Source organism: Paraburkholderia agricolaris, from assembly GCF_009455635.1.
Taxonomy (GTDB): Bacteria; Pseudomonadota; Gammaproteobacteria; order Burkholderiales; family Burkholderiaceae; genus Paraburkholderia; species Paraburkholderia agricolaris.
In genome coordinates this window covers 204,659-228,149 of record NZ_QPER01000002.1, presented here as the reverse complement: position 1 = coordinate 228,149, position 23,491 = coordinate 204,659, and the positions used below count along the sequence as shown (strand labels likewise).

The 23,491-nt window shown below is 59.7% G+C and carries 28 protein-coding genes; 13 read left to right on the top strand and 15 right to left on the bottom strand.

The genetic code is table 11. From position 1 onward, the window contains the following. Nucleotides 1–36 precede the first annotated feature (36 nt). Entirely contained in the window at nucleotides 37–891 is an 855-nt protein-coding gene (locus GH665_RS22400; protein WP_153138982.1) for a LysR family transcriptional regulator, read from the top strand. On the opposite strand, the gene GH665_RS22395 is transcribed toward GH665_RS22400, so the two are convergent. Next, complete coding sequence (locus tag GH665_RS22395) at nucleotides 879–1,763, bottom strand: SDR family oxidoreductase (protein ID WP_153138980.1); 885 nt, start codon at nucleotides 1,761–1,763, stop codon at nucleotides 879–881. The genes GH665_RS22400 and GH665_RS22395 overlap by 13 nt on opposite strands. 105 nt (nucleotides 1,764–1,868) lie before the next feature. Between GH665_RS22395 and GH665_RS22390 the strand changes: the two genes are divergently transcribed. After that, nucleotides 1,869–2,288, top strand: coding sequence for a winged helix-turn-helix transcriptional regulator (locus GH665_RS22390; RefSeq protein ID WP_153142235.1), 420 nt, complete (start codon nucleotides 1,869–1,871; stop codon nucleotides 2,286–2,288). Here the strand turns inward: GH665_RS22390 and GH665_RS22385 are convergent. Continuing rightward, the gene (locus tag GH665_RS22385) at nucleotides 2,242–3,081 is read right to left on the bottom strand and encodes a helix-turn-helix transcriptional regulator (protein WP_153138978.1); all 840 of its coding nucleotides are present in this window, start codon (nucleotides 3,079–3,081) and stop codon (nucleotides 2,242–2,244) included. The genes GH665_RS22390 and GH665_RS22385 overlap by 47 nt on opposite strands. Before the next feature lie 115 nt (nucleotides 3,082–3,196). Between GH665_RS22385 and GH665_RS22380 the strand changes: the two genes are divergently transcribed. After that, nucleotides 3,197–4,276 (top strand): alcohol dehydrogenase catalytic domain-containing protein, encoded by a 1,080-nt coding sequence (locus GH665_RS22380; protein ID WP_153138976.1) that lies wholly within the window; start codon nucleotides 3,197–3,199, stop codon nucleotides 4,274–4,276. Nucleotides 4,277–4,415: 139 nt separating this feature from the next. Here GH665_RS22380 and GH665_RS22375 read toward each other — a convergent pair whose 3' ends face one another. From GH665_RS22375 to GH665_RS22360, 4 genes are all read right to left on the bottom strand, one after another. Beyond that, on the bottom strand, nucleotides 4,416–5,105 hold the full coding sequence (locus GH665_RS22375; protein ID WP_153138974.1) for a type 1 glutamine amidotransferase domain-containing protein: 690 nt from the start codon (nucleotides 5,103–5,105) through the stop codon (nucleotides 4,416–4,418). Between the two features lie 65 nt (nucleotides 5,106–5,170). Then, the gene (locus GH665_RS22370) at nucleotides 5,171–5,638 is read right to left on the bottom strand and encodes a MerR family transcriptional regulator (protein WP_153138972.1); all 468 of its coding nucleotides are present in this window, start codon (nucleotides 5,636–5,638) and stop codon (nucleotides 5,171–5,173) included. 83 nt (nucleotides 5,639–5,721) lie between these two features. Further along, a complete protein-coding gene (locus GH665_RS22365) occupies nucleotides 5,722–6,621 on the bottom strand; it encodes an acetoacetate decarboxylase family protein (protein ID WP_153138970.1) in 900 nt (299 codons plus the stop codon). A 177-nt stretch (nucleotides 6,622–6,798) separates the two neighbouring features. Then, nucleotides 6,799–7,236: a MerR family transcriptional regulator gene (locus tag GH665_RS22360; protein WP_153138968.1), complete on the bottom strand. Its 438-nt coding sequence runs from the start codon at nucleotides 7,234–7,236 to the stop codon at nucleotides 6,799–6,801. Between the two features lie 175 nt (nucleotides 7,237–7,411). Between GH665_RS22360 and GH665_RS22355 the strand changes: the two genes are divergently transcribed. The 7 genes from GH665_RS22355 (at nucleotide 7,412) to GH665_RS22325 (ending at nucleotide 12,706) form a co-directional block, all read left to right on the top strand. Then, nucleotides 7,412–8,245, top strand: a complete 834-nt coding sequence (locus GH665_RS22355; protein WP_153138966.1) for an alpha/beta fold hydrolase — start codon at nucleotides 7,412–7,414, stop codon at nucleotides 8,243–8,245. Between the two features lie 164 nt (nucleotides 8,246–8,409). Then, nucleotides 8,410–9,642: an NADH:flavin oxidoreductase/NADH oxidase family protein gene (locus tag GH665_RS22350; protein WP_153138964.1), complete on the top strand. Its 1,233-nt coding sequence runs from the start codon at nucleotides 8,410–8,412 to the stop codon at nucleotides 9,640–9,642. Nucleotides 9,643–9,810: 168 nt separating this feature from the next. After that, nucleotides 9,811–10,362, top strand: coding sequence for a dihydrofolate reductase family protein (locus tag GH665_RS22345; RefSeq protein WP_153138962.1), 552 nt, complete (start codon nucleotides 9,811–9,813; stop codon nucleotides 10,360–10,362). Further along, nucleotides 10,349–10,882: an SRPBCC family protein gene (locus GH665_RS22340; protein ID WP_153138961.1), complete on the top strand. Its 534-nt coding sequence runs from the start codon at nucleotides 10,349–10,351 to the stop codon at nucleotides 10,880–10,882. The genes GH665_RS22345 and GH665_RS22340 overlap by 14 nt, the downstream gene beginning before the upstream one ends. Further along, nucleotides 10,860–11,198, top strand: a complete 339-nt coding sequence (locus tag GH665_RS22335) for an ArsR/SmtB family transcription factor (protein ID WP_153138959.1) — start codon at nucleotides 10,860–10,862, stop codon at nucleotides 11,196–11,198. The genes GH665_RS22340 and GH665_RS22335 overlap by 23 nt, the downstream gene beginning before the upstream one ends. 151 nt (nucleotides 11,199–11,349) lie before the next feature. Then, the gene (locus tag GH665_RS39470; RefSeq protein WP_281357283.1) at nucleotides 11,350–11,478 is read left to right on the top strand and encodes a type 2 periplasmic-binding domain-containing protein; all 129 of its coding nucleotides are present in this window, start codon (nucleotides 11,350–11,352) and stop codon (nucleotides 11,476–11,478) included. Between the two features lie 340 nt (nucleotides 11,479–11,818). Beyond that, the gene (locus GH665_RS22325; protein WP_153138956.1) at nucleotides 11,819–12,706 is read left to right on the top strand and encodes an SDR family oxidoreductase; all 888 of its coding nucleotides are present in this window, start codon (nucleotides 11,819–11,821) and stop codon (nucleotides 12,704–12,706) included. Nucleotides 12,707–12,915: 209 nt separating this feature from the next. Here GH665_RS22325 and GH665_RS22320 read toward each other — a convergent pair whose 3' ends face one another. From GH665_RS22320 to GH665_RS39465, 5 genes are all read right to left on the bottom strand, one after another. Continuing rightward, nucleotides 12,916–13,425: a DUF2867 domain-containing protein gene (locus tag GH665_RS22320; protein ID WP_153138954.1), complete on the bottom strand. Its 510-nt coding sequence runs from the start codon at nucleotides 13,423–13,425 to the stop codon at nucleotides 12,916–12,918. Between the two features lie 39 nt (nucleotides 13,426–13,464). Beyond that, nucleotides 13,465–13,953, bottom strand: a complete 489-nt coding sequence (locus GH665_RS22315; RefSeq protein ID WP_153142234.1) for a DJ-1/PfpI family protein — start codon at nucleotides 13,951–13,953, stop codon at nucleotides 13,465–13,467. A 735-nt stretch (nucleotides 13,954–14,688) separates the two neighbouring features. Then, nucleotides 14,689–15,324 (bottom strand): bleomycin resistance protein, encoded by a 636-nt coding sequence (locus tag GH665_RS22310; RefSeq protein WP_153138952.1) that lies wholly within the window; start codon nucleotides 15,322–15,324, stop codon nucleotides 14,689–14,691. A gap of 528 nt (nucleotides 15,325–15,852) precedes the next feature. After that, a complete protein-coding gene (locus GH665_RS22305) occupies nucleotides 15,853–17,091 on the bottom strand; it encodes an FAD-dependent monooxygenase (RefSeq protein ID WP_281357405.1) in 1,239 nt (412 codons plus the stop codon). A gap of 35 nt (nucleotides 17,092–17,126) precedes the next feature. Next, nucleotides 17,127–17,339, bottom strand: a complete 213-nt coding sequence (locus GH665_RS39465; RefSeq protein ID WP_281357404.1) for an FAD-dependent oxidoreductase — start codon at nucleotides 17,337–17,339, stop codon at nucleotides 17,127–17,129. A gap of 311 nt (nucleotides 17,340–17,650) precedes the next feature. Between GH665_RS39465 and GH665_RS22300 the strand changes: the two genes are divergently transcribed. Continuing rightward, nucleotides 17,651–18,085 (top strand): hypothetical protein, encoded by a 435-nt coding sequence (locus GH665_RS22300; protein ID WP_153138950.1) that lies wholly within the window; start codon nucleotides 17,651–17,653, stop codon nucleotides 18,083–18,085. 373 nt (nucleotides 18,086–18,458) lie between these two features. Here GH665_RS22300 and GH665_RS22295 read toward each other — a convergent pair whose 3' ends face one another. The 3 genes from GH665_RS22295 to GH665_RS22285 all read right to left on the bottom strand — a co-directional run bounded on the left by GH665_RS22295 (nucleotide 18,459) and on the right by GH665_RS22285 (nucleotide 20,612). Continuing rightward, nucleotides 18,459–19,181 carry a transporter substrate-binding domain-containing protein gene (locus tag GH665_RS22295; protein ID WP_153142233.1) on the bottom strand — a complete coding sequence of 241 codons (723 nt, stop codon included), beginning with the start codon at nucleotides 19,179–19,181 and terminating at the stop codon, nucleotides 18,459–18,461. Nucleotides 19,182–19,341: 160 nt separating this feature from the next. After that, nucleotides 19,342–19,686 carry a DoxX family protein gene (locus GH665_RS22290; RefSeq protein WP_153138948.1) on the bottom strand — a complete coding sequence of 115 codons (345 nt, stop codon included), beginning with the start codon at nucleotides 19,684–19,686 and terminating at the stop codon, nucleotides 19,342–19,344. A 2-nt stretch (nucleotides 19,687–19,688) separates the two neighbouring features. After that, complete coding sequence (locus tag GH665_RS22285; protein ID WP_153138945.1) at nucleotides 19,689–20,612, bottom strand: NAD-dependent epimerase/dehydratase family protein; 924 nt, start codon at nucleotides 20,610–20,612, stop codon at nucleotides 19,689–19,691. 129 nt (nucleotides 20,613–20,741) lie between these two features. Here GH665_RS22285 and GH665_RS22280 point away from each other — a divergent pair, with 129 nt between their 5' ends. Together GH665_RS22280 and GH665_RS22275 are read left to right on the top strand one after the other, a co-directional pair. Further along, nucleotides 20,742–21,347: a TetR/AcrR family transcriptional regulator gene (locus GH665_RS22280; protein WP_153138944.1), complete on the top strand. Its 606-nt coding sequence runs from the start codon at nucleotides 20,742–20,744 to the stop codon at nucleotides 21,345–21,347. Between the two features lie 128 nt (nucleotides 21,348–21,475). Then, entirely contained in the window at nucleotides 21,476–22,321 is an 846-nt protein-coding gene (locus GH665_RS22275) for an MBL fold metallo-hydrolase (RefSeq protein WP_167530992.1), read from the top strand. A gap of 60 nt (nucleotides 22,322–22,381) precedes the next feature. On the opposite strand, the gene GH665_RS22270 is transcribed toward GH665_RS22275, so the two are convergent. Continuing rightward, nucleotides 22,382–23,281: a LysR family transcriptional regulator gene (locus GH665_RS22270; RefSeq protein ID WP_246216320.1), complete on the bottom strand. Its 900-nt coding sequence runs from the start codon at nucleotides 23,279–23,281 to the stop codon at nucleotides 22,382–22,384. Between the last annotated feature and the right edge of the window lie 210 nt (nucleotides 23,282–23,491).

The window sequence follows — 23,491 nt, the reverse complement described above, 5'->3', positions numbered from 1 at the left end:
TGAATATATCAGTGATAACGTTTGGAGATGGTCATCATGGCAACCCTCGATGTCGACGCGGTACGCGCCTTCACACTCGTCGCGGACTTTCAGAGCTTCACGCGCGCAGCAGAGGCGATGGACACGACACAGGCCGCGATCAGCATGAAGCTGAAGCGGCTGGAGGACAGGCTCGGGCACAAGCTCATCGAACGCACGCCGCGGCTGGTGCGGCTGTCCGCGCGTGGAGCCGCGTTTCTGGATGCTGCGCGCGATTTCGTCGCGGCGCATGAGCGTGCACTCGCCGACCTATCGGGTGCCACGCGGCGCCTCGCACTCGGAATCAGCGACCATGTTGCGGGTCCGGATCTGCCGGTCCTGCTCACGCGGCTGCACGCCTACGATCCCAGTTTGCTGATCGAAGTACAGATCGAGTCGTCCCGCGCACTGCTCGACGCGTTCGAACTCGGCAAGCTCGACGCTGCGATCCTGCGTCGCGAGGACGACCGCCGCAACGGGGAAGTGCTCGCGCTGGAGCCGCTGGGCTGGTTTGCATCGCCCGGCTTCGTGCATCGGGAAGGGGGGCCGCTGCGGCTCGCGTCGCTCTCGGCATCGTGTGGAATACGCAGTGTGGCGACGCGCAAGTTGGACGCAGCGGGGATTGCCTGGGTCGATGTGTTCATCGGCGGCGGTACAGCGGCCGTTACTGCTGCCGTGCTGGCCGGACTGGCCGTCGGAGCGTTCGCGCATCGGGTCGCGCCGCCCGGTCTCGTCGAAGTCGGCGCGCTGCTGGGCCTGCCCGCGCTTCCTGCGTCAGAAATTGTGCTGCATTCGAGTCTCTCGGATACGAAGTCGCGCGAGGCCTTGCGTACGGTTGCGGCCGCATTTCGGGAACATCGTCAAACCGCGTAGCTCGCCTTGGCCTCTTGCAGATAATCCGCAAGCCGCTTCGGCGTGCGGCCGATGAGCGATTCGAGATGGTCCGTGACGATGGAAAGATTGCCAGCCCGAACCTCCGCCTCAATCGACACCAACAGCGAAACAAAACCATCAGGAACACCGGCCGCTTTCAGCCCCGTCGCGAATTGCTCGTCAGTCACATGGACGACGGCAAGAGGCTTGCCTGTAGCACGGCGAGCGAGGTCGGCGATTTCTTCGCTGGACAGCGCCTCAGTGCCCGTGAGCGTGTAGGTCCGGCTATCGGAGGTCGACGTGGCCAGCGCTGCGGCAATCGCTTCAGCCATCTCCTCCCGTCCGGCGCTCGACGTTCTCCCATCTGCAGTTGCCGAATGCCATTGGCCGCTTTTCAGCGCGTCAGGGAGCGACCTGAGCAGATTTTCGTGATACCAGCCGTTTCGGAAAATCACGTGCGGCAAACCTGTCGCCTGGATGGTTCGCTCAGTTTCCAGATGGTCCGGTGCGAAGGTCAGAAGCGAGCTGGCCGGATTGGGCATCGACGTATAGGCGAGTCGCTTGATACCTGCCTCAGCGGCCGACAGCACCGCATTGCGATGCTGCTTCAATCGTCTGTCGGCCCCACCTACGGCATCGGTTGAAATGATGAGGGCAGTACCGACGCCTTTGAAAGCTTCGGCCAGACGGTGCGGGTCTTCGAAGTCCGCCTGGCGAACCTCGATGCCTGCTGCCGCAAGGTCAGCCAGCTTTTCTGGGCTGCGGGTGCCGGCGATGATACGGTTCGGCGTCACGCCTCGTGCAAGCAGATGCTTGATAACAAGTTGACCGAGTTGACCGGATGCACCGGTGACGAAAATGGTGTCGCTCATGGACTAGCCTCATTCTGAGTGTTACTCTCGTTTTGAGAGCACCTCGATATTCGGATGTCCGCGCTCTTCCGTAAAGAAGGCAGTTTTTCAGGAGATAGTTACCAGATGGGAACCACCAAGGTATTGCCTGGCGCGCTCAAAACGAGGCTTGACGAGGCCCGGGCAAAATACGGTGCGTTTACGAATTGCCCGGTACGCGACGTCATGGATGTCATCGGCGGGCGGTGGAGTTCGTTGCTAATGATGGCGCTGGCCGAGCGCCCACATCGATTCGGTGAGCTTCGCCGGTTGGTATCGGACATTTCGCAGCGCATGCTCACGCAGACACTTCATGAGTTACAACGCGACGGCTACGTACATCGTGAAGTCTTTCCTACGAAGCCACCGGGCGTCGAATACAGCCTGACCGACCTCGGTCGTTCGATGTTCGACGCGTTGAACGTCCTGATTCAGTGGGCCGACGAAAATCATGCCGCGGTCACAGCGGCTCGCCTGCACTTTGATGGCGAGAGGGAATCTGCGTAAGCGGCGTCGCGGCATCGGCGCTAACCCGCGTATAGATCGCGAGTTTTAGCGCGGGATCGTCATTCGACTGAAACGTCGCGTACTCGTAGCGCTGCGTCGCGTGCTGCGCATGCACGAATACTTTCTGCCCCGACATGCCGCTGCGCACGTCGTGCGTGCTCCACCACTGCGCGAACTCGCCGCTGTTCGCGCGCAGACGCTCCACTAGTGCGACGAACGCAGGGTCGCCCGCATACAGATCGTGGCTCACGCGAAACAGGGCGATCATGCGGCGCGCCTCGTCGGACCAGCTTTCGGCAAAGAGCCGGCGCGCTTCGGGCTCGACGAACATGTAGATCAGGATGTTGCGGTCCGCTTCGGCGAGGCGATCGAAGCCGAACAGGTCCGCCGCGGCGGCATTCCACGCGAGGAGATCCCAGCGCCGGCCGGTCACATAAGCCGGCAGGTCGAGACTTGCAATGAGTCGTTCGACGGTGGGCGGCACGCTCTCCCGCACGAACTCGCGTGGTTCGTCGCGCCGCGCGAGTGCGCGCAGGTGGGCCGCTTCGGCCTTGTCGAGCCGCAACGCCTGCGCAAGCGCATCGAGCGTCGACTCCGAAGGGCTGACGACGCGCCCCTGCTCCATCCGCACATACCAATCGACGCCGATGCCGGCCAGTTCCGCGACCTCTTCGCGCCGCAGGCCGGGCGTGCGGCGGCGGCGCCCGTTGTTCAGGCCTGCCGCATCCGGTGTCAGCTTCTTGCGCCGGGAGCGCAGAAAATCGCCGAACTGAGTTCGAGTCGTGGCGGTCATCGCTTGTGTTTCATGCAGGGTGGTATCGGGCAATCCTGGGAGTGGAGCGGGCCTTGTTGCCAATTTTACGCCTGCCAGAATCGTCCCGTTCCTCACCCATCGGACGGAAAACACCATGAAAGCTGCAATTCTGAAGACGCTCGGTATGCCGCTCGAGATCGAGACAATCGCGGATCCTTCGGTCGGCACTGGAGAGGTCATCGTGGACGTCGTCGCGACGCCGGTTTTGTCCTATGCGCAGGAAGTGTTCAGCGGCGAGCGCCGCTATCCGATTGAGCTGCCGATCGTGCCCGGCTGCGGCGCGATTGGTCGCGTCAGGACGAGCGGTCCGGACGCGACGCGGCTACAGCCGGGTGACTGGGTATTCTGCGATCCGACCGTGCGTTCGCGCGACGATGCACTGATGCCCGACATCGTGCTGCAAGGCTGGAGTTCGCGCGGCGAGGGTGGCAAGCAATTGCAGCGCTACTTTCACGATGGTCCGTTCGCCGAGCGGTTGCGCGTGCCGACCGAGAACGCGGTGCGCATCGGCGACCTTGAGCCGGCCGACGCAGCCCGCTGGTGTGCGCTCAACACGCTCCTCGTGCCGTATGGCGGGCTGCTCGCGTCCGATCTGCGCGCGGGCGAGATCCTGCTCGTGAGCGGCGCGACCGGCAACTTCGGCAGCGCGTGCACCGCGGTGGCGCTGGCGATGGGCGCGCGGTGCGTGGTCGCGCCGGGCCGCAACGCAAAGGCGCTCGCGGATCTCAAGCGCCGCTTCGGCGAACGCGTGCGCACCGTGGCACTGACCGGCGACGAAGCCACGGATCGCGAACACATGCAGCAAGCGGCACCAGGACCGATCGATTGCGTGATGGATCTGATGCCGCCGTCGGTGTCCGCGACAGCGGTGCGCGCCGCGGTGATGGCCGTTCGTCCATATGGGCGCGTGGTGCTGATGGGCGGAGTCGGCATGTTGGGCGGTCCGGGACTCGAACTGCCCTATCCGTGGATCATGCGCAACGACATCACGCTACGCGGCAAGTGGATGTATCCGAAGGAAGCGGTGACGTTGATGACGGGTCTCATCCGCGGTGGGCTGCTGGATCTGGGGCATTTCGATGTGACGACTTTTGCGCTCGACGACGCGAACGAGGCCGTCGCGCATGCTGCGGCAAACGGCGGACCGTTCAGGATGACCGTGATCGCGCCATAGCCTGGATGCTTCATTTCAGGCGGCGATTCCGGAGATTTTCCAGGCGCGAACTCCCCGCACGGCCCAACGGCTGACGCTCCAGGAGAGCCTGCGCGTTGGCGCCGTGAACGGGTTCCAGATAGAGGTCGAAGTCGTGACTTCAGTTATCAAGAAGCGCTGCAACCCGGCTTGCCGTCGCCTTGGCCGATTGCGGATTCTGACCGGTCACGAGGCGGCCGTCGGTGATCACTTTCGAGACGAACGGCAGCAACGCCTTCTCGTACAAGGCGCCGCGGCGGATCATTTCCTGCTCAGCGTTGTAGGGCACCTTGCTGGCCACTCCCGCGAGTACTTCTTCGACCCAGGAATAGCCGGTAAGCCGGCGTCCGGCGACCAGCAGCGCGCCGTTTGAAAGCCTGGTGTTCAGCAGACCGCAATAGCCATGACAGACCGACGAGACGATTCCGCCACGCTCGTAGATGTCGCGCGTGATTCGCTGCAGAGGCTCGTCGTCCGGAAAGTCCCACATGACGGCGTGGCCGCCCGTGAAATAGATCGCATCGAAGTCCGCCGGATCGATCTGGTCGGGACGGCTGGTTGCCGAAAGCAGCGCCTGCAGGCTTCCGTCATTGAGCCATTCTTTCACCGAAGCATCGGCGAGGGGCCACTTAAGCGAGCGCGGTTCGAGCGGCGAAACACCGCCTTTCGGACTGACGATCTGCTGCTCGTAGCCCTTTTCGCCGAAGACGTGCCACGCATGCGTCAACTCCGACAGCCACAAGCCAGTAGGCTCGGCCTGGTCGGCATAATTGGCGACGTTGCTGACGACGTGCAGTATGCGTTTTGTCATGTTCAACATCCTTTTATTGTTCCCGTGCGGACACCGCAGACGCTGACCTGGCGGGACCTTACCGGTCACCGGCGATTCGCCTTCCCTAGCGCCTTGACATCGCCGGACGCGAGGACGGGGCTTGCCATTTCGCCCCGGCGCATTCGCGACAGCACTCTCTTCGCGTTAGTCGTGCAATCGATCTCGGCCGGTTTGGCTTCGATCTCCGCGATCAGCGAGACGAGATGCGTTTTGCTCTGCGCCAGTCGCGCTTCCAACGCTTCGATGTCCTGCACCTTGAGGCGGAGCGTTTCAAGCAACTTGCCGTGTTGCCACTGCGTCGGATCGGGCGGCAGCAGCATGCCAATTTCATCGAGGCTGAAGCCGGCCTTCTGCGCGGTCGCAACCAGATCGAGCACCAGCATGGCCTCGGCGGGATAGGTCCGATACCCGTTGGGCTGGCGTTGGACGGTCTTCAGCAGTCCAATGCGCTCGTAGAAGCGGATACGTGACGGGGTCAGTCCGGTGCGCTCCGAAAGTTCTCCGATCTTCATAGACTCGATACTCCACGTTATTTCGGACTCCGCGCCTGCGTGACGCTCGCGGCGGATCCGCAGACCTGCATATTGCTTCCAGCTCAATCAAAGGCCGTCAGACGCGTGGGCAGATTCAGAACCACTTGCGCGTCCTTGACCACGTCGAAGCGAACAATTGTCGAGACGCCCAGTCCATCGAGAAGCTGGCTCAACGGGCCACCGCTACGCACCAGCTTTACTTTCCGGGGGAGAATGCGTTGAGCGAACGATAACGTGTTGGTCTGAACCGAAGTCTGATGCCATTGACCGTCGATAACGTGCACCATTGTCGACGTCCCCATCTGAGATTGCGGCACAGCGCTGTGTAGCACGGGTAGCGGCGCGCTCAGCGCCAGGTCCGGCCTTCCGTCGAGGGACGATATACCTGCCTTGACGCCCGCACCGAGATCAACGGTGATTGCGGCGAGCCATTTGGGTAACTGGTAGCCATACACCCCACGCACTCTCGCTATTTCGGTGGAAACCGGGAGCGCAAGGACGTGCGCGAAAAAGCTTCGACGCCGCATTGAATCGAGCAGTTCGGCCAGATGGGACCCGCGCGCGCCAGGCCAGCGGATAACGACGGCAACCGAGACCTCGTCGTACGGATCGTTATCGCAGACGGCGTACGAAAAGAATGTCAGCGCCACCAAGCCGTAGCCAGGCAATGCGCGCAACGGCTCAAGAGGCGCCGGCAGCGCGGCGCGCAATCGCTCCAACGGGGCTAGCATCAGGACCTGGACACTGCTGGTGCGGTAGTAGAAATTCGGCGCCCATATCGGGCCGCCCCGTGACTCGGCCTGATGCTTCGGTATTCTGCGGAAAAAGTCGATGTTCCCGACAGCAGGGTCCCGCGCCACCTCGTCGAGATTCGGATTCATGCGGAAACGGTCGTAGTATCCGCCCTCGATAACTTCAACCTTGTGTGATCCAAACTCGACCTGTGTGAACCGCCTGTCCATATCCGTTGACCTTTCTAGATGGTTGACCTGCAGGCCGCCGTAACAAACTGATCGCCTCCTGCAGGACATACTCTAAGATTCAACTCAACTTCAAGGTCAAGCATTTCAGCACAGCTAATTCACCACAACCTCATGAAAGCCGACAATCATCAGATGGTGAAACTTCACGCCCGTAGATCAGCGCGAGCCTTTCTTCCGTTCCGGCACAACCCCGTTTTCGCGGAGACGGCCCAACACCCACTCTTTTCTGTCTGAACAATCCAGATTTGCCGGTCTGTTTTCGATGCTCTCAATGGCTACGAGTAGTTGCGCCCGATTCTGATTCAAGCGCTCCTGCATCTCTTCGATTTCGGTCACTTTCTGCTTCAGCGCTTCGACTAACGATTCATGTTGCCACGAACCCTGATCCGTTGGCAGCAGATGCCGGATCTGTTCAAGAGAGAAACCTGCGCGCTGGGCACTGGCAATGATCTCGAGTATCGTCAACGCCTCCGAAGGGTAGTCGCGATAGCCGTTCGCCGTCCGCTCGACCGCCTTGATCACGCCGCTCGCTTCATAGAAGCGGATGCGAGACGCGCTCAGGCCGCTGAGTTCCGCCAGTTTTCCGATCTTCATATGGCACTTTTAAAAAGTGTTGACCTTGAAGTTCACTTTAATCCTACAGTTAAAAGACGGTCAAGCAAGGCGTCCACAGGCTCCATCAGGCAGAAAGAGCAGTACGTTAGCCTGACCGGCCGCGACCAGGCGCACGACACCGATTGACTGCGAACTCATCACCGGAGAAGCAAAAATGGGATTTGTCACAACGAAGGATGGCGTCGATATTTTCTATAAGGACTGGGGCCCGCGTGACGCGCAGGTCATTTTCTTTCATCACGGATGGCCGCTCAGTGCAGATGATTGGGATGCCCAGATGCTCTTCTTTCTGGCCAAGGGTTTCCGGGTCGTCGCGCACGACCGGCGCGGACATGGACGGTCGAGTCAGGTGTGGGACGGCCATGATATGGACCATTACGCCGACGACGTTGCAGCGGTCGTGAACCATCTCGGTGTGCAGAAGGCGGTACACGTGGGCCATTCCACGGGCGGCGGCGAGGTCATCCACTATGTCGCTCGCCACGGTGAAGATCGCGTTTCCAAGGCGGTACTCATCAGCGCAGTGCCGCCGATCATGGTTAAGACCGAGAGTAATCCGGGCGGCCTGCCCAAGCAGGTATTCGACGATCTTCAGGCGCAGCTCGCGGCAAACCGGGCGCAGTTTTACTACGACGTTCCCGCCGGCCCGTTCTACGGCTACAACCGGCCCAATGCGAAGCCTTCTGAGGGCACCATCTGGAACTGGTGGCGGCAGGGCATGATGGGTAGCGCGAAGGCCCACTACGACGGCATCGTCGCGTTCTCGCAGACGGATTTCACCGAAGACCTGAAAAGCACCACCATTCCCGTTCTGGTCATGCATGGCGACGACGACCAGATTGTTCCCTATGCGGATTCGGGACCGCTCTCGGCGAAGCTGGCGAGGAACGGTACGCTGAAGACCTACCCAGGTTTTCCTCACGGCATGCCGACGACCAACGCTGACACGATCAATGCCGATCTGCTCGCGTTCATCGAACAGTCATAACGCCGTCGACCGCGCGCGATCGCGCCGCTGCTGACGCTTGCAGGCAAGCCAACGAGCTACCCACGGGTGGCTCGTTCTGTTTTGATCCCATCGTCAAAAAAAACGCTTGACCTTGAACTTAACTTCAAACTTAGAGTTGCAACACGATCAATTGAGGTGCTCCTATGAACGTGTTCGACAAGCTGACTCTCCCTAACGGTTCGATCATCCCCAACCGTATCGCCAAAGCCGCCATGGAAGAAAACATGGCGGATGCCAGCCAGGGTCCATCAGAGAAATTGATGCGGCTCTACGAGGCGTGGGCAAACGGCGGCGCCGGCCTGCTGATAACGGGCAATGTGATGGTCGACAGCCGCGCCATGACGGGACCCAGCGGCGTGGTCCTGGAGAACGACACGCAGCTGGCGAAATTCGCGCGCTGGGCGCAGATCGGCCGATCCAAAGGTGCACAGGTCTGGCTGCAGATCAATCATCCGGGGCGTCAGATGCAAGCCAATCTTGGCCAGCCGACATGGGCGCCTTCTGCGATACCGCTCGACCTGGGCAAGTTGTCCAAACGCTTCAATACGCCGCTCGCCATGACGCAGGAAATCATCGACGACGTGATCGTGCGATTTGCCCGTACCGCGCAACTCGCAGAGCAGGCGGGATTCACGGGCGTAGAAATTCACGCGGCCCATGGCTATCTGTTGAGCCAGTTTCTTTCGCCGCTCACGAACCGGAGAACGGATGAATGGGGAGGATCGCCTGCGAACCGCGCGCGTCTACTATTGGAGGTTGTCAAAGCGGTTCGTGCCGTGGTTTCTCCGCAGTTCTCCGTTGCCGTCAAGCTGAACTCAGCCGACTTCCAGCGCGGCGGCTTCACTGCCGACGACGCCCGGCAAGTCGTCAAACTGCTCAACGGTTTGAAAGTGGATCTGGTTGAACTGTCCGGCGGCAGCTACGAAGCACCCGCCATGCAGGGCGAAGCTCGTGACGGTCGCACGTTGGCGCGCGAAGCCTATTTCGTGGAGTTCGCACGCGACATCCGGAAGGTGGCGGAGATGCCGGTCATGGTCACCGGAGGAATCCGCCGTCGGCAGGTCGCCGAACAGGTGGTCAAGAGCGGTGTAGACATGGTCGGCGTGGGCACCGCTCTCGCGATCGAACCCAATTTGCCCCGGGCCTGGCAAGGCGGAAAAGACACTGCGCCGCAACTTTCGCCGATCACCTGGAAGAACAAGACGCTGGCGTCGCTCGCGAACATGGCTACCGTCAAGTTCCAGTTGCGCAAGCTAAGCCTGGGCATGAAAACCGATCCGAAGGTGTCACCGCTGCGCGCGTTGATTCTGCAGCAAACAACTGATGCATGCCGAACTCGCAAGTACAAACGTCTGATGGCGCAACGGACAACGTGACCGGGCGTGGCTGGGCGTGGCTGGGCCTATTGATACCCGTGTACTGCGTAGACCGGACAAGCGGTCCATCCAACCACTCCTGCCCTACTTGACGATCAACCGCGCAATGGTGATTGACATTAAAGATAAAACTTAAATATACTAAGCTCACCATCGCAAGGAGATGACATGAGAACGCTCCGGGTATTCGAGTCAATTTCCATTGACGGATTTTTCACTGGTGTCGGCGATGACATGTCCTGGGCACACGCGGGTAGCCAGGATGCCGAGTTTGCTGATTGGGTCAGTGGCAACGCGGGTTCGGGCGGCGAACTGCTGTTTGGCCGCAAGACTTATCAGATGATGGAGGCCTTCTGGCCGACACCCATTGCGGCACAGCAGATGCCGCTTGTGGCGAAGGGCATGAATGCGGCCCGGAAATACGTGGCATCCAAGACGATCACGCCCACGTGGAACAACACGACGCTGCTTACGGGCGATCTCGTCGAGGCCATACGTTCCCTCAAAGCAGGCGATGGCCCTGACATCACGGTGCTAGGCAGCGGGAGTGTGGCGGCGCAACTCGTCGCGGCAGACCTGGTAGATCAATTTCAGTTCGTTATCCTTCCAATTGCGCTCGGTGCGGGGCGATCGGTGTTTCCAAAGCGATGCGAGTTGCGGCTCGTCGGCGAACGTGTATTTCGTAACGGCAATGTAGTCGTAACTTATGCAGCAAGATAAAGGTACGCTCGTCGAGGACGGCGAGTTCGCAACGTTGACATTCCGACGCGTTTATCGACATTCACCGGCGCGTGTGTGGGATGCAATTGCTACGCCGGATGGCCTGCGCGGCTGGCTGATGTGCACGCACGCAGTCATCGAGGGACGCGTGGGTGGGCGTATCGAGATGATCTCAGGGCCACCGGCTTATCACTCCACAGGAGAGATTCTGGTGTGGGACCCGCCCAAGGTGCTCGAATACGAATGGAATGTCTCCCCCGTCCCGGAGATGCCGCACGGTCAGCATGCGATCTTCCGATATGAACTGACGCAGGAAGGCGACGCCACGCATCTTGTGGTGACATACCAAAAGATAGGCAAGGAAGTAGCAGGCGGGTTCTTACCTGGGTTGCATGTATTTCTTGACCGCCTGGGGGCGCAACTGGACGGGCGCATCCTGCCAGACTGGATGCACCTCTTCAACGAGCGAATTAAGCAATACCCGGAGTGGCATGGTCATGCGACCGATTCAGGAAAATGACGTCTTTCACGCGATTGCACATCCGGCGCGCCGCGCGATTCTGATCACGCTCAAGGATGGCGAGCAATCAGTTGCCCAGCTTGCGGAGCCTTTCAAGATTACGTTTGCAGCGGTTTCGCAGCATCTGCGCGTGCTGGAAGAGGCGGAACTCGTTTCCGTACGCCGAGACGGTCGCCATCGGCTTTATCGCGTTCGCCCGGCACCATTGAAAGACGTCATGAGTTGGGTAGATGAATTCGCGGCCTTCTTCAGCCAGCGTCTTGATGCTCTTGGGGACTACCTGGATCGCACACATGGCGAAGAATCAGACCGTTGATCTGTAGGCATCAGGTGGACAGCAGTGAACGCAAATGGCTGGCACGTAATAGCAACGCGTAGCTGACGTGGCGCAGTTTGCGGTTGTTGCTTCGCCTACCTACTTCTCCTCACGTGGCCCCCTGAAGTGCCCCAGGACCGATCAGGCACTCATGGCCGACGCCGCCATTGACGGCATCGGCATCGCTTTCGTGCCGGGCCATCTTGTCCGGGACGCATTGCACGACGGCCACCTTGAGCGTGTCTTGACCGATTGGTGCCCGGCGCTGCCCGGGTTGTGAGGCAGGTAATGGCGGAGGTGGCCGAGGCCGCAGAGCCTTCAGGACCATGAAATGACCTGTCGGGGACGCAGTTCGAGAGAACATCATTGGCCGAACCGACTTTCCTTGCTATCGAAGTAGCTCCCGGCTCGTCGCTTCTGGCGCCGGAAGAACGCACGGCAACATCGTGACTACCGGGTTCTTGGTCTATTCGAGACAATTCGATACTTCGGGAAGTCTAGGTGGGCGTGTCGATCGGCCTAAGCAGCCTGTTAGTTATCTTAATATGATGATCTCACTACTTTAAACGCATGGAAAATGGCCGGATAGTTAGCCTCTGACTACCAGGGAGGCATTCAGAATGCGTATTTTTCTTACGGGCGCGACAGGATTCATCGGTTCGGCTCTCGTTCCTGAGCTCATTCAGGCAGGCCATCATGTAATCGGTATGACCCGCTCTGACGACGGAGCCCGAGCACTGGATGCCGTCGGGGTCGAGGTGCATCGCGGAACTCTTGAAGATCCCGAGAGCTTGTGCAGCGGCGCCGCTAAAGCAGACGGGGTCATCCACACGGCCTTTGACCACGATTTCTCGAGATTCGTCGAGAATTGCGAGAAGGACAAGCGCGCCATCGCCGCACTCGGTGCCGCACTCGCAGGCTCCGACCGGCCCTTGGTCATTACCTCGGGGACGGGAATGGGCAGCGGTCAACATGGCGAGCCGGCCACCGAAGACGTCTTCGATACCAGCCATCCGAATCCGCGCATCGCATCCGAACTGGCTGGGAATGCGCTGCTGGAGGCGGGTATCAACGTGTCCGTGGTGCGACTGCCGCAGGTGCACAACCCGTTCAAGCAGGGCCTGATTTCACCGCTGATCGAGTTCGCTCGCGAAAAAGGCGCCGTGGCCTATGTGGGAGAGGGCCGCAACCGCTGGCCGGCGGGTCACCTTTCCGACGTCGTGCGCCTCTACAGGCTCGCCGTGGAAGCGCGTGAACGAGGCGCACGTTACCACGCGGTTGGCGAAGAAGGCGTCAGCAGTCGGGACATCGCTGAGGCGCTTGGTCGAGGCCTGAACTTGCCTGTCGTTTCGATCGCCCCGGAGGACGCAGCGGCACATTACGGATGGATGGCGATGTTCGTCGGTCTCGATATGCCGGCTTCCAGCGCCCGCACCCAGGCGCGGTTGAACTGGCATCCCACGGGTCCGACGCTTATCGCCGACCTCAACGAAGCGCGTTACGTTTGATCATCTTCGCTGGCGCGGCGCCCGACTGGTGACTCGCCAGTGATCCGACTCGTTTGGGTTTGTACCATCGTCGGTCTGCAACGACAGATGCAAGGTTGAGTGCATTCGTTTGAATCCCGAAGCTGGGTATTGAAAGAGATCAGCCGCCAGCAACCGTGGAGTTCAGTAGTGCCCAGTCATGAGTCCACCCGTCGTGCCACTACGCATGCTCAAGTCCGCATTTCTCTGACCGCCCGTTCCAGATTCGCCCGCATGATCACGCGATGAAACGGCGCAATCGTCGCAAGATAGATACGTCCCAGTCTGTTATGGCAATGCACCACCGTCCCCGCGAGCAGCTCGCGCCCATTTGCCGTATCGGCGCGAAGCTGGATGGTGACGCGGAAGTCGAGATGCCGGTCATCCGCGCCCACGACCAACTCCGTCGCACTCTTCGACAGCAGCGGAAAGAAGCCGATAACTGGCCCACGCGCTGCTCCAGCAAGACCGACAGCGTGAGACGATTTGACGCTGACTGTCGCCATCACTACATCGCGGACACGCAAGAGTGCACGAATCCACCACGCCTGCCGCTCGAACACGATGCGTGCCAGCGCCTCCAGATCATCGCTGGCCTCTGCCGGCAGTCGAATTGCAAAGGCGTCTGAAAGGTCTGCGCCCGCGTAGAGCGGCGCAAGCACGCTGTCGCCAGGCATGGGCACGGCGCGCGCTTTGGTCATGGGTGCCTCACCTCAGTCCTTGTCCAACGCCCCAAAGAATCAACGGCCATGATATTGCGTGCCCCCTAGCTCGATGCTGGATACAACCAACCCTTCGTAGATACCATACTGCCCCGCAGGCAATACCGGCCGTAATGCCTCCAGCATTTTCTGTGTACCGAACAGGCGCTCGACAACCCAGCCGACCAGATAGAGTGCGGCAAGACATCCGCCAGCCGTCGCGACATTGCCACTGCTCGTGAACGGCCTCTCGTCCAATTCCACGCCTTCTGCCTGCAGGGCCGCTCGCGCATCAGGATGTGTTGTCGCTCGGCGTTCCGGAAGCAAGCCCAGCCGCGCAAGAATGAACGCGCCCGCACAAATAGAACCGATCAACTGACGGCTTGGATCCAGCTGGAACGCCCCCATGAAGGTCGCGTCCGAGATGGCAGCCGGCACACCCTCTTTACCGCTGGCGAATAACACAACATCGGCATGGTTGGCCTCTTCGAGTCGGCCGTGTGTGTGGATCAGCAGAACACACCGCATCCAATACCATGTCGGGCGTTCCGATCCGTCAGCGAATTTTGGCACGGCTGCTCACGATGCCTGGTCGGGGCCGGTTATCGGTCGCGAGGTTCATATGCACACGGCGCAGCGCGGGAATTTTCGGCGGTTCGGGCTTGCACCGCCAGTAAGCGGGCAGCCGCGTTCGACCGGTTCTGGCCGACAGCCCGCGTTCAACAGTCGGCCTTTTACGACGGCTCCGAGCCGAAGGAAGTCCAGACTTCGTTTGGCTTCCAGAGCCCACGCATCAGATCAAAGGCGCACACGACGTCCCAGCCCTGACGGACGACACGATATAGCCCGATGACAGCCGAAACCACGCATGGTTGACGCACAGTGAATCCACCGCTTCCTCTCGCGGTGCGAATCGATTGCTTCGAAGAACGCAAGCAGGTCCGCTTCCTTGGGCGCAGAGAACTGGACCGAGACCTGCACGTAAGTGAGGTTCAACGGGTCGACTGTGCCCGATTCGGTGGGCTCCCCGAAAGCGGCTGGTCGCGAACGGCATGCACAGGCTGAAATTCGCAAGCCGACGATCGGCAGCTCGCGACCCGAAAGAGACCTTAATATTTCGTGAAAGCGGCCATTTCCAGAAGCTGGATACCTCACCGCCGGACATAAGGTTCCGCGAACCAGCAAACAAAGAACCGTGTCCAACGGCTCTTTTTGACTTGCCGCCGAAATCGCCTGCACCGGTCGGTTGAACCCATTATTGCGTCAAGCCTTTCCTGCAAAGAGGATCAGGTTTCCGTCCGGGTCGCGAACAATAAACGTTCGTGCACCCCACGGCTCTGTACGAAGAGCCTGATGGAACGTGACGCCAGCCGCTTCATATTCGAGATAGAGAGGCTTGGCATCGTCAAGCGTGACCGACGCAGAAAGGAGATCCTCGCTGTCCCGCAGTTCCGAAGGGATAACCGATGTATGGACCCAGCGAAGGGCAAGCCGCGCGCCATCGCGAACTACCAGGCCATAGAACGGCGGATCGCCGTAGGCAAACGCAACGGTAAATCCGAGTTTCTTCGTATAGAAATCAGACGAGGTTTTAAAGTCGGTGATGAAAAGCTGAGGCTCGGCGTCCAGCAGGACGGACCGGGCGGACGGTTTTGAATCAGTGCCAGTCATGGATTGCACCTCTCTTCGAAGCGCCTCCCAACTCTCGAACGTCAATTTCCGCGCGATCAGGTCCTGAGCGTCGCTTAATTGGAAATTACTTGCCATCACCTGTTGATCCGTCAAATCCCGGTAGCTTGGCAACAGGGACCGGATTTGCGCGGCGACTGGATAATATCCCTCACGATGCCAGCGGAGATATTGCTTCGCTTGCTTCTTCAGGTTTTCGAGATTGGGCATGGGCGCATAACAGTTAATGTTATGTAGGCGGGCATGGCCCGTCCGACCCCAAAGGTCGATGCGCCCTACAGCACACACCAACTTTAGGTTCGAACCTGAGATACGTCAAGAATCTTGGATGTTCTCCCGCATCGACATTCCGGCAACGATGGCGCTCCCTTTTTGCCACGGCTGGCGCGGGGAGCGAGACCAGTGCTACGCGATGTCTACCGCCGATCATCTGGCCGTCGATGTCGACGACCGTTCGTGGCCAGGTGCTATTTCGTGCAATGGGCATACATAGCTCCAAACCCGTGAGCAGGCGATCGGCTGCACGCGATTGAGTTCTACCCTACAGCGCATTCCAGCATCGGCGAGGCGATGCGTCTCTGCGGTGTGGGTAACCAGATTGTTGCCGATTTGCGCTTATCCGTCGACCGGCGGTTCTTGGCCGGGCACCGCCGGATACCGAACGGCTCAGTTCGCTCGCTGCAGTCACGCGCCCCTCTTCAAAGCAGTCATTCGTTGCGCGGCACACATTTATTCGTCTCACGGTCCGAACCAGGTGTTCATCGCCTCGTGCAGACCATCCTGCGTTCCGTCGCCCACCCACGCCACATATCCATCAGGCCGGATTAATACTGCGGTGGGAGCGGAGACTGAGCCTAGCGCAGGCAGTTGCCATGCCCCGTCGTATTTTGCATAAACCAGCTTAGTGCGGTCTGACCATGGCGTGATGTCGAAGCTGCCAGGCGCGTCGAGATTCAAGAGCACGGGCCGCGCATTGTGGAGGAGCGTAAAGATACGCATAGGACCATCAGGCGTGACCAGATCGAGGTCGGGCATGCGGCGGCCGAGCAATGGATGTCCCTCGCCGAGGTCGTAATGGATCCCCAGGCCGGACATCTCGGCGGCGATCCGTTTGCGAGCTTCCTCGATGCCAAGCAGCTCCAATACAACTTCACGCAAGGCTTCAGTGCGCTCATCAGTACGCTGCAATGCAACTTGTGCCATTGTCGTGCGCAACACGCGGGCCGCAACCGGATGCCGCTCAGCGTGATAGGTGTCGAGCAAACTTTCCGGCGATGTTTCTTTCACCACCTGGGCCAACTTCCAACCCAGATTCACGGCGTCCTGCACACCAATATTGAGGCCTTTTCCGCCTACCGGAGAATGCACATGTGCGGCATCGCCAGCCAGCAGAACCCGGCCCTTTCGGTAAGCCGTCGCCTGCCGCGACATATCGGTGAACCTGGAAATCCAGGTTGGGCTATGGATGCCGTAATCTGTTCCACATATGGCAATGAGCGCTTCGCGGAGATCGTCCAGCGTCGGCTCGCCCCTCACGCCGACACTCTTTTCCGTCACCATGACGCCTATGGGACCTTCCGTGGCAAAGACTACTTTGCCGTCGCGAATTTCGTACTCTTCCCTACCGAAGGCATGCATACCAAGTGCTGTGCGATGGACGCCCAATGGCGGCTCCTGCGTCATCTCGGCCTCGGCCAGAATACTGCTGGTCGTCGCATCCCAACCTGGAAACTCAATACCGGCAGTCTTGCGGACCAGACTGCGGCCTCCGTCGCACCCGACGAGATAGCGTGCCCGCAGCGATGCACCATCGGACAGTTCGATGGTGACGCCGGTATCGTCCTGCGTGAAACCCATTAATTCGCGGCCGCGATAAATCGGCACCGCCAACTCGCTGACCCAACCAGCGAGAATGCGCTCAATATGCTTTTGCCTTAGCGCCAGCCCATAATTGTGCCGGGTCGGAAAATCGCTGATGTCTAAACGCGTGACCGCGAATCCCGTGACCTGGGCTATTTGTCCTCCGCGAGGAACCGGTCGACGATGCCGCGCTGATCGAAAATCTCGAGCGTGCGTGAAAGCAGACCACCGGCACGCGAACCGGCAAGTTCCTGGTTCGGACGGCGTTCGACAATGGCTACGTCGACGCCCGCCAACGCCAACTCGCCGGCTAGCATCAGGCCCGTTGGGCCCCCTCCGGCAATCACGACTGCATGTTCTGTCATCCACAAACTCCTCCTGGAAGTTTCGACCATCCCGACGCAATATCCCAGCGTTCTGAACAAACCTTGCTGAATTGCTTCCGGAACTCGTAATGTCTGGAATGCTTGGAATACAGCGGCAATATCTCCTAGTTAGCTGCTGGCAGCATCGCGCTAACGGGTAGATATCGACGATGATGCAATAGATGTTGAGCGCCTCTTCCTGGCCGGATACTGCGCCGTGCGATTCCCTATTTCTCGCTAGAAAAAGCTTTAAAGCGGTACTATGATCGGTCAACTGGGTGGCTCTAATCTGGAAATTTACGGAGGTTCTTTTGAGAGCGGAATCCAAGCTTATCTTTTTCCCCGGCAACAATACGCCCAACCTGGTTCGAGCCGCAGTCGCAATTTATTGGGCTGCGTTTTCGGTTTTTTTCGTCCGTATCGTTTTTGGAGTGGGTGTTCCGCCTTTCAGAACTCCCCAGGAAGTAGTGGCCGCGGTCACGTTGTTTGGGCTGCTCTCCGCACTTTTAATCTGCTATGCATTCACCATCATGCGCCTTTCGGCCGGAAAAATTTGGGCGAGAAACGTCGCGCTTTTTTTGACGGCACTCCTCATCATAACGAACCTCCATCATCTCTTTGCGGACGGACTATCCTCCGAACAGAACAACATCGTGGGTTTAATAAGCATTGCCGCGGAAACCGTCGCCGGGTTACTTTTGCTGACCTCGAAAAGTACCGGATGGTTCAAATCAAAGATTCACTAAACCGACATATTCAAGCGGGCCGGGACGGCTGATTTGGGGTGCGGAGTCGCTGGTTATCAGCAAATATCCCAGCAAACGTCCCGGCAAACGCCAGCACGACCAGCAGCAGATAGAACCACTGACCGCTGTAGTGAATTAGTCCCCACGCAGCACCCGCGCACACGATGGCAGCGAGCAGAAGTGCCGCCTTAAAGTGACTTTGAACGGCCCAGTTCACCCTGAAGGGACATTCGTTTCGTTCGAAAGAAGATGGGCAGGTCATTTGCTCGCACCCGGCTCGCATCGCGTCGACGCAAACCTGATCGCACCATACATGACGATCAACCGTCAAGCTACGACCTTTCGTGGTCAACATAGAAGCGGATTTCGCGCATTAATTCATGACCACACCATCAATCTCCGTATGCGTAAGGCCATACTTTTCCATACGGGCACGATGGTCGCTCGAACCGAGATACTCTCCTAATCGCTGGTTCACCGCCTGAACAAGACCGTGATTGGATTTGCTAAACGAGAACGCGCCGACAGGAACACATCCATCGCTGCTCCTGTCGTGCGCAACTGCTTCCAACGCCGCGTTATCCGCGCTTCCTGCAAGCACACGATTGCCAACCGCGGTGCTGGCATAAGCATCGATCTGTCCAGCGCGAAGAGCACTTATTGCCGTCGGCTGGTCCTTGAACAGGACGATCTGACTATCGAGCACGCCCGCCGACTTCGCTGAGTCGAACTGGACCTGTCCAGCAATTATGCCTAGCCGTGCATCGCTCCGCGCCGCCACGGCCTCGTAGCTCGTAAGCGCTTTCGGATTACCGCGATGAAGCAGGAATCCATCGCCTATCGACCAGACCGGCACACTGAAGGCGACGCATACCGCGCGTTCAGCCGTCACGAACAATGGCACGTTCATATCCCAGCGGCCTTCCTGCACGCCGGGCAGAAGCTCGTCGAACGTGGTCAGACAATGTTCGATACTGGATACACCGATAGCCCGAAGCACCACGTCGGCCAGTTCGATGTCCGCGCCTGTCGGAGCATGGTCCTGGCCGGTCCAGCCGAAAGGTGGCTCCTCAATGTATGCAATTCTCACCGTCATCGTTTCTCCACTTGTTCCAGATGGCCCGCGGCAACCAAGATGCAGATTAGCTGAATCGCGGATTTCAGTCGGATAAAGCTCGGGTGTATAGCCGTAAATTGCAGTCGAGCCCAATGCCGGACAGAAGAGCCTCACCTCCAAACGGTCACTCGTCCTTACCTCACCCGCGGAGCGCCACAGTAGCCACAACGAGAGCCGAGAAGACCAGCGCCGGGGCGAGATGCCCGAACGGCTCCCGGTTTCGCAGCAACGTGAAGAGCGCGCCGACCATGATTGCGCCGGCCAGCGTCAGACCAAAAACTCTGGTTTGTTGTCCAAAAAGAAGTGCCGCGGACAACAGTTCAAGCGCGCCGCAGAGCAAACGAAACCATGCCGGATAACCCCAGCGTGCGAAGTCGCGCTTCACGGCGCCGAGTCCGGCGAGATTGACCACGCCAGCAATCGCGAACAGAAGCGCTACGACCATCGCGAGAATCGACTCGAAAGATGCACTATTCCACGCCATGGTCATGCTCCGTTGATTGGCTGAAAGTGCTCTTTTGCAGACAGGTCTGCAATCAGGCCGGGGCCATGGGGCTGCCACGCAAGAACTCTCCGGGCATGCTGGCCGCTTATTGTCTGATCGAGCGCCAATGCGTCAGCGAACGGTCCAAGCGATTTGCGAGCATCGTCGAGCGGCCAGACTTCGACGCGATCGGCGCCGACCGAGGCCCGAATCGCTTCACCCATTTCGGCGACGGCAACGGCATCTTCCGCGACCACGTTGAAGATCTGTCCCGCGACCCGATCGTCCCCGCTTGCTGCCCGCTCCACCGCGCTCATGTAGGCCGTGGCGAGATCATCGACGTGAACGGCAGGCCAGTGGTTGCGACCATCGCCGACGATCCTCACACTGCCCGTCAGACGGACCATGCCGGCAAGCATGCCGAACACGCCGCCGCCGTAGCCGTGCACCATTGCCGGCCTGAGGATCACTGCCCCAATCGAGCGGCGTGCTGCTAGCGCCAGCACCTGTTGCTCCACTGCGGGCCGCCAGGCGATGAGTGGTGTCGGCTTCAGCGCCGATGCTTCAGTTGCGGGCTCCCCCGCCGTGTTGCCGTAGACCCAGGTGCCCGACGTATAGACAAACGCCGCGCCCGGGCGCAACTGCGAAAGCATCGCTACCGCCGCGGCCTCATCCGCGGCACCCGCGGAAGCATCGTTGGTCGATGCGGTGTGCACCACGCCATCAGCGGCACCGGCAGCCGCAGCGAAAGACTGTGGCTCGCGCAGGTCGCCGGAATGCAATGTCGCACCGAGACGTGCCAGCGCGCTGGCTGCAGCCGAGCTGTCGTCGCGCACCAGCGCCGTCACCTGATGGCCGAGGCTGATTGCCTTACGCGCGACCGCTTGCCCGATGAAGCCAGTCCCACCTGTAATGAACAGTTTCAAAGCGTTCTCCAAGAGATTGGATGCGAAGTTGAATAGTCACACAAACGAGACTCATCAGTCTCGTTTTGGCAAATCTAAACGAGACTACCCAGTCTTGTCAACTACTCGACGATCTGGTATTTATTTCGTATGGACACTTTTTCTCTTGCGGGCCTGAGCCCGCTGCAATGCCGCAAGCGGTCAGCCATCCTCGACGGCGCAAGAACCGTTTTCTTACGCGACGGCTTCGGTTTTGCAACGATGGACGATGTGGCCGCAGCCGCCGGCGTCGGCAAACAGACGGTCTACCGCCACTTCAAGTCGAAGGAGGCGCTCTTTGTCGGTCTGGTGAGCGTGATGTGCGCTCAGGTGGGCGCGCTGCTTGCCAGCGCTCAGAGCGAGCAATCCGATGGCGCACCCGAAGTCGAGTTGCGCGAATTGGGATGGGTGCTGGCACGAAGCCTCATCACGCCGGATAGTTTGGGGCTTTACCGGGCCATCGTTGCTGAGGCCGCGCGTTTTCCAGAACTCGGCGAGGTGTTTTACGAAAATGGGGCAAAGGTCGTGCGTGCCTTCGCCGCAAAAATTCTGCGAAGGCGATTTGACGAATCGACTGCTGCATTGCGCTCAGCGACATTCGTTCAGTTGGTGCTAGGCGACGCGCATCTGGAACTGACACTTGGCTACACGGTGCCCGATGTTGACGCACGCTTTGCGATGCAAATTGACGAGGCGGTAGGAGCGGCGCTTCGCTAAGGAGCGCTGCATAAGATGTCGAGCCAGAACGCGTGTCGTTGCGAGGGCAAACTAAACGCACCTCAATTCTCAATCGCGCAAAGATGCTATCTTTGAACCGTCTACCCAATATCAGCCGGGAGCGCGCTATGGCGGAGGACAAAGGTGACGTCGACGATCGTTGGCACGTAAGCGCAGCCTGCTTCAACTGCGGCGCGGTTCGAACGGCCGCGCCCAATCTGTTCATCGAACGAAACGGCGCTTCGGCGTTTGCTCACCAGCCTGCCAGTGAACAGGAAACGGAAGATGCGTGGCGCGGCGTCCTCATCTGTCCAGCGGCTGCTGTTCGGCCGCCGAAAGGATTGAAGATGCCGACAGGCCTCTTCCCGCAAGCCTTGGCTCCCGGCGTTTGGAGGCTCGGATATAACGCCCGCTCTTCGTACGGCGCTCACAGCTACATCACGCTTGCAGGCGGCCTGCGTCTGATGATCGACGGGCCGCGCTGGTCCAGCCACATCGAGCGCTGGATCGCGGAAGCCGGAGGATTGGATCATATCTTGCTGACCCACCGCGACGATGTCGCGGACGCAGGCATCTATGCGAAGCGCTTTGGCGCCCGCGTCTGGATACATGAAAACGACGCCGATGGCGCTCCGTTCGTCACCGACGTAATCACGGGTGATCTGGCGCATGAGCTGTTGCCGGGCGTTCGGGTCATTCCGATGGCGGGACATACACGGGGAAGCGTCATGTTCCTCATCGGCCACGCCCTTTTCTCTGGAGACTCACTGTGTTGGGATTTCCGCAGGCATGCTCTGCATGCCTTTCGAGACGCCTGCTGGTACGACTGGCCCACCCAACTTCGTTCCCTCGAACGGCTCGTTCACGAAACCTTCAGTGACGTGTTCGCCGGACATGGCGGGAGCATCGCTCTGGATGCAACGACCATGCAGCGCGAACTGCGAGCGTTTCTGGATACGGTAAAAACGGACTGAGTCGGTCGTCGTTGGACGAGGTTCGGCCGCTTTTGCCTTACCTCGTGTAATCCAGGAGCGTTAAGTCGCATCCCAGTATGGTGGGCTTCCAAACGCTTCGCGCAGCCAGTCCGCCAGCGCACGAAGCTTCATCGAAGGATGCTGGCCATCTGGGTGCGCGATGTAGATGAACTCCGTTTCCGCCTCGATGCCGATATCGATGGGTATAAGGACACCGGACCTGAGCGCATCGCCCACGATGAACGTCGGCAGCAATGCGATACCCAAGCCGGCAATGGCGGCATCACGCATCATGTCGCCGTTGTTCAGCACCAGGCCGAATCGACCGTGCACTACGGTAGTCCGTCCTTGTTGGACGAAGCGCCAATCCGCCCCTCCCCGGTTCATGTAAAAAATGCCGCGGTGTCCTTCCAGTTCGGCAGGAGAAGTCGGCAGTCCAAATTGGGCGACGTAGGAGGGAGCAGCCACCAGCACACGCCTGCTAGTCGCAAGTCGCCAGGCCACCAGGTAGGAATCGGGTATTGGCCCGTGCCGGATTACTGCATCGAAACCATCCGCGCTCGCATCCACCCGGCGGTCGTCAAGGTCCAAGGTGAGCCGTATCTCAGGATGGCGATCCAGGAATGGGTAGAGCGCCGGCCCCAGATGCATACGACCAAAGGTCACGGGCGCGGAAATTCGCAGCGGGCCTCTCAGGGACTCTCTGCGTTCGGCCAGATCGGCAGTTGCCTCCTCCACCTCCCGCATGATGCGGATCGCTCTTGCGAGGAAAGCCTTACCGTCTTCGGTCACCGTCAGCTTGCGAGTCGTCCGCTGCAACAGGCTGGCACCCAGCGTCCTCTCCAGCTCCATCAACCGTTCGCTGACCACAGACCGCGATACGCGCAGCCGACGTGCCGCCTCACTGAGTGAGCCGCTCTCCACCACCGACACAAAGGTCGCAATACCCTCGAGCTTCATGATTGTTCGGATTTTCCGAAATGCTGGTGTGGGAATTGAAGGCTACTCCGGCAAATTGCGCAAGCCCATACTTCTGGCATTCCCACGGGTAGCCAGCGATGGTCAGGTGGTCATCCCCCGCAGGGTCGTGCGCTCATCATGTTCAGGAAGCGCGCAGTCTTCTCAATAGCCTTGGCTCAGGCTTTGCCAGCAGCGGCCAAGGTCCAGCCC

Excerpts from the sequence above, each read along its gene's own strand:
- GH665_RS22400 (WP_153138982.1), top strand. The coding sequence starts at position 37 with ATGGCAACCCTCGATGTCGACGCGGTACGCGCCTTCACACTCGTCGCG.
- GH665_RS22395 (WP_153138980.1), bottom strand. The coding sequence starts at position 1,763 with ATGAGCGACACCATTTTCGTCACCGGTGCATCCGGTCAACTCGGTCAA.
- GH665_RS22390 (WP_153142235.1), top strand. The coding sequence starts at position 1,869 with ATGGGAACCACCAAGGTATTGCCTGGCGCGCTCAAAACGAGGCTTGAC.
- GH665_RS22385 (WP_153138978.1), bottom strand. The coding sequence starts at position 3,081 with ATGACCGCCACGACTCGAACTCAGTTCGGCGATTTTCTGCGCTCCCGG.
- GH665_RS22380 (WP_153138976.1), top strand. The coding sequence starts at position 3,197 with ATGAAAGCTGCAATTCTGAAGACGCTCGGTATGCCGCTCGAGATCGAG.
- GH665_RS22375 (WP_153138974.1), bottom strand. The coding sequence starts at position 5,105 with ATGACAAAACGCATACTGCACGTCGTCAGCAACGTCGCCAATTATGCC.
- GH665_RS22370 (WP_153138972.1), bottom strand. The coding sequence starts at position 5,638 with ATGAAGATCGGAGAACTTTCGGAGCGCACCGGACTGACCCCGTCACGT.
- GH665_RS22365 (WP_153138970.1), bottom strand. The coding sequence starts at position 6,621 with ATGGACAGGCGGTTCACACAGGTCGAGTTTGGATCACACAAGGTTGAA.
- GH665_RS22360 (WP_153138968.1), bottom strand. The coding sequence starts at position 7,236 with ATGAAGATCGGAAAACTGGCGGAACTCAGCGGCCTGAGCGCGTCTCGC.
- GH665_RS22355 (WP_153138966.1), top strand. The coding sequence starts at position 7,412 with ATGGGATTTGTCACAACGAAGGATGGCGTCGATATTTTCTATAAGGAC.
- GH665_RS22350 (WP_153138964.1), top strand. The coding sequence starts at position 8,410 with ATGAACGTGTTCGACAAGCTGACTCTCCCTAACGGTTCGATCATCCCC.
- GH665_RS22345 (WP_153138962.1), top strand. The coding sequence starts at position 9,811 with ATGAGAACGCTCCGGGTATTCGAGTCAATTTCCATTGACGGATTTTTC.
- GH665_RS22340 (WP_153138961.1), top strand. The coding sequence starts at position 10,349 with ATGCAGCAAGATAAAGGTACGCTCGTCGAGGACGGCGAGTTCGCAACG.
- GH665_RS22335 (WP_153138959.1), top strand. The coding sequence starts at position 10,860 with ATGCGACCGATTCAGGAAAATGACGTCTTTCACGCGATTGCACATCCG.
- GH665_RS39470 (WP_281357283.1), top strand. The coding sequence starts at position 11,350 with ATGGCCGACGCCGCCATTGACGGCATCGGCATCGCTTTCGTGCCGGGC.
- GH665_RS22325 (WP_153138956.1), top strand. The coding sequence starts at position 11,819 with ATGCGTATTTTTCTTACGGGCGCGACAGGATTCATCGGTTCGGCTCTC.
- GH665_RS22320 (WP_153138954.1), bottom strand. The coding sequence starts at position 13,425 with ATGACCAAAGCGCGCGCCGTGCCCATGCCTGGCGACAGCGTGCTTGCG.
- GH665_RS22315 (WP_153142234.1), bottom strand. The coding sequence starts at position 13,953 with ATGCGGTGTGTTCTGCTGATCCACACACACGGCCGACTCGAAGAGGCC.
- GH665_RS22310 (WP_153138952.1), bottom strand. The coding sequence starts at position 15,324 with ATGCCCAATCTCGAAAACCTGAAGAAGCAAGCGAAGCAATATCTCCGC.
- GH665_RS39465 (WP_281357404.1), bottom strand. The coding sequence starts at position 17,339 with ATGACAGAACATGCAGTCGTGATTGCCGGAGGGGGCCCAACGGGCCTG.
- GH665_RS22295 (WP_153142233.1), bottom strand. The coding sequence starts at position 19,181 with ATGACGGTGAGAATTGCATACATTGAGGAGCCACCTTTCGGCTGGACC.
- GH665_RS22290 (WP_153138948.1), bottom strand. The coding sequence starts at position 19,686 with ATGGCGTGGAATAGTGCATCTTTCGAGTCGATTCTCGCGATGGTCGTA.
- GH665_RS22280 (WP_153138944.1), top strand. The coding sequence starts at position 20,742 with ATGGACACTTTTTCTCTTGCGGGCCTGAGCCCGCTGCAATGCCGCAAG.
- GH665_RS22275 (WP_167530992.1), top strand. The coding sequence starts at position 21,476 with ATGGCGGAGGACAAAGGTGACGTCGACGATCGTTGGCACGTAAGCGCA.
- GH665_RS22270 (WP_246216320.1), bottom strand. The coding sequence starts at position 23,281 with ATGAAGCTCGAGGGTATTGCGACCTTTGTGTCGGTGGTGGAGAGCGGC.